3 protein-coding genes are annotated in these 3,604 nt (G+C 38.0%); all 3 read left to right on the top strand.

The window, feature by feature from the left end; translation table 11 throughout:
* Positions 1 to 393: 393 nt before the first annotated feature.
* The 3 genes from M0Q51_17215 (at position 394) to M0Q51_17205 (ending at position 3,197) form a co-directional block, all read left to right on the top strand.
* The gene (locus tag M0Q51_17215) at positions 394 to 819 is read left to right on the top strand and encodes a transcriptional repressor (protein MCK9401710.1); all 426 of its coding nucleotides are present in this window, start codon (positions 394 to 396) and stop codon (positions 817 to 819) included.
* A gap of 407 nt (positions 820 to 1,226) precedes the next feature.
* The gene (locus M0Q51_17210) at positions 1,227 to 2,684 is read left to right on the top strand and encodes a catalase (protein ID MCK9401709.1); all 1,458 of its coding nucleotides are present in this window, start codon (positions 1,227 to 1,229) and stop codon (positions 2,682 to 2,684) included.
* Between the two features lie 15 nt (positions 2,685 to 2,699).
* Positions 2,700 to 3,197, top strand: coding sequence for a manganese catalase family protein (locus M0Q51_17205; protein ID MCK9401708.1), 498 nt, complete (start codon positions 2,700 to 2,702; stop codon positions 3,195 to 3,197).
* The last annotated feature ends 407 nt before the right edge of the window (positions 3,198 to 3,604 follow it).

Raw genomic sequence — 3,604 nt, 5'->3', positions numbered from 1 at the left:
TTAAAATGTTGCACCATGTGGGCGGGTGCATTTGAAAATGATTTTGTAACTTTAACCGTTTAAGCAAGGCACCCGCCCGTATGGTGCAATAAAAACCCGGGCCAGGGCGCTGCGCTCGAACGTTGTGTGCAAGGCTAAAAAATCACTTCGACAGACAATTTACTGCTTGATTAAAAACAAAAAAACCACAACATGAAACTGCCAACCGCACATTGCAGCACATTTGCATGCCCACACGAGCCGACGCTCCAACCAAAGGCTTGCAAAAGAGCTACAATCTTACCGCCCACCAGTTTCGAAAATAATTTCTGCTGAATCTTGACTTACGATTTAAAAAATATTAAATTTGTTTGTTATTAAAAGAGAATAATTCTCATTAGACAATTATTAGTTATGAAAATCAATGAAATAAGAAATAAATTAATTGAGAAAGGACTTAAAGTAACTCCTCAAAGGATTGCTATTCTGGAGGCTATTGTTAAACTCAATAATCATCCTACTGCCGAAAATATAATAGATTATATTCGAAAAAACCATCCAAACATTGCGACGGCAACAGTATATAAAGTTCTTGATGCTTTGGTGGCAAATGAATTAATAAAAAAAGTAAAAACCGAAAGGGATATTATGAGATATGATGCCATAATGGAAAGTCATCATCATTTATATTGCTCCGAATCTGATAGGATCGAGGATTTTGTGGATGCAGAACTTAATGAGATGATTGAGATGTACTTTGAAAAAAAGAAGATTCCAGACTTTAAAATTGAAGATGTAAAACTTCAAATCATTGGTAAATTTTTGAAAGACAAAAAATAATGGCATGAATTTATTTAGAGCAATATTGATTTTCTTGGGAACTATTTCCCTTTGTATAGGGACAATAGGTTTATTTGTTCCGGGCTTGCCCACAACTCCATTTGTATTACTTACCGCCGGATTGTACATGAGAAGTTCCGATAAACTATATCATTCATTAATAATAAATAAGTTTATAGGTTCTTACATCTTGGAATTTCAATCAAACAGAGGAATGAGCAAGCGGCTTAAGCTATGTTCTATTTGTACTATGTGGATTATGATAACTGTATCATGTGTATTTTTAATAACGCCATTATCAGCAATACTAATAGTTTTAGCCTTAGGGCTGATCGGAACAATTGTTATGGGCCTAATAATACCAACGATAAATATTTCAAATAGTAATAATAATTAATTCTTCAGTCATGAAAAACAAAAAATTAACAAGTAGTTCTGGAGCACCAGTTGCAGACAATCAGAACATAATGACTGCTGGGAAAAGAGGTCCGGCGTTATTACAAAGCATTTGGTTTCTCGAAAAATTAGCACATTTCGACCGCGAGGTTATTCCCGAAAGACGAATGCACGCAAAAGGTTCAGGTGCTTTTGGTACATTTACGGTAACGCACGATATTACGAAATATACCAAAGCTAAAATCTTCTCGGAGATAGGAAAGAAAACGGAATGTTTTGCAAGGTTCTCTACCGTTGCGGGAGAACGTGGTGCTGCTGATGCAGAACGAGATATCAGAGGTTTTGCTATGAAATTTTACACCGAAGAAGGAAACTGGGATTTGGTAGGAAACAACACTCCTGTATTTTTCCTGAAAGACCCGTTAAAATTTCCTGATTTGAATCATGCGGTAAAACGTGACCCAAGAACGAATTTGCGTAGTGCTAAAAACAATTGGGATTTTTGGACAAGCTTACCCGAAGCCATTCACCAGATAACTATAACTATGAGTGAACGAGGTATCCCTGCTTCATACCGCAACATGCACGGATTTGGCAGTCATACCTTTAGTATGTTTAACAATAAGAACGAACGTATTTGGGTTAAATTTCATTTGGAAACCCAACAAGGCATAAAAAATCTAACCGACCAGGAAGCCGAAGCTGTTATTGGAAAATGCCGAGAAAGTCATCAACGAGATTTATTCGATAGTATCGAAAAAGGCGACTTCCCAAAATGGACGATGAAAATACAGGTAATGACCGATGAGCAAGCAAGAAAATGCAAATTCAATCCGTTCGACTTAACAAAAGTTTGGTCTCATAAAGAATACCCTCTAATTGATGTTGGGGTTATGGAATTAAATAAAAACCCCGAAAATTACTTTGCCGATGTAGAACAAGCCGCTTTTAATCCGGCTAATATTGTTTCGGGCATTGGATTTTCACCCGATAAAATGTTACAAGGCCGTTTATTTTCATACGGCGATGCACAACGCTACCGTTTGGGAGTAAACCATAGTGAAATTCCGGTAAACAAATCTCGTTGCCCATTTTTGAATATGTTTCACCGTGATGGTCAAATGCGAACTGATGGTAATTACGGGGCAACTTTAGGCTATGAACCCAATAGTTACGGTGAATGGCAGGAGCAACCCGAATTTAAAGAACCACCTCTTGAAATTGATGGTGCTGCCGATTACTGGAACCATCGTGAAGATGATGATTATTACTCCCAAGCTGGCGATTTATTCAGATTAATGAACAAAGCACAACAACAAGTTTTGTTTGAAAATACTGGACGTGCTATGGGTGATGCTCCAAAAGAAATAAAAGTACGGCACATCGGTAATTGCTTAAAGGCAGACAAAGCATACGGAGCGGGAGTAGCCAATGCTTTAGGAATGTCTTTGAATGATGTAAAAAATTAATTAAATAGTTCACCAATGAAAGAAAAGAGTATAGAATTATTAAACAAGGCTATAGCCGACGAATTAAGTGCAGTTCACCAGTATATGTATTTCCATTTCCGTTGCGACGATTTGGGTTACGATTTATTATCAAACCTTTTTAAACGCACAGCCATTGAAGAAATGATGCACGTTGAAAAACTTGCCGAACGCATACTGTTTCTAAAAGGAGAAGTTGAAATGAAGGCAGCGCATGATGTTCAGAAAATTCACGATGTTAAAAAGATGCTCGAAATAGCAGCAGGAATGGAAACAGGGAGTGTTAAGGATTATAACGAATGGACTAACGAGTGTTCAAAAAATGCCGATTCAGCTTCTAAAAAGATTTTCGAAGCACTGGTTGACGATGAAGAACGTCATTATGACCAGTACGACAAAGAAATGGAAAGCCTTACGAAATTTGGTGATAATTATTTAGCGCTTCAATCCATCGAGCGGAGTAAGAATATTGCAGCCGGAAGACCAACAGAATAGCAAGCCCTCGCATAAGGGCAAGCACATTTGCAATTCGCACAATTCCACACGCAGACCTAAAATTGCAAAAGAGCTTGCCCCTCTTGCCCCCCCCGCTTGGATACATTCTACCACCTTGAAAGGATTGAAAAACTAATGATTAATAAATAAAGCCCAGCACACAACACGCGGTCATAAGCAATGCTGGCATTTTGCACGTGGGATAATTCCTCAATTGGGTTAAACCCTGTGTATCAGGATACCTTTTCGCAGTGCCACCAGCACTGCTTATACCGCAAAACGTTATGTGAAAGCGGCGCTTGCAAGAAGTACATCGGATAGAATAAATTATGAAAATCAATTTTTTTTATAGAGAGCCCGAATTCCCGGTTCTAATCATAAAAGAAAATGAAGTTTTCGGTGCGACT

The sequence above is a fragment of the Bacteroidales bacterium genome, from assembly GCA_023229505.1.
GTDB lineage: Bacteria > Bacteroidota > Bacteroidia > Bacteroidales > JAGOPY01 > JAGOPY01.
This window is presented reverse-complemented; position numbering and strand designations above follow the sequence as displayed.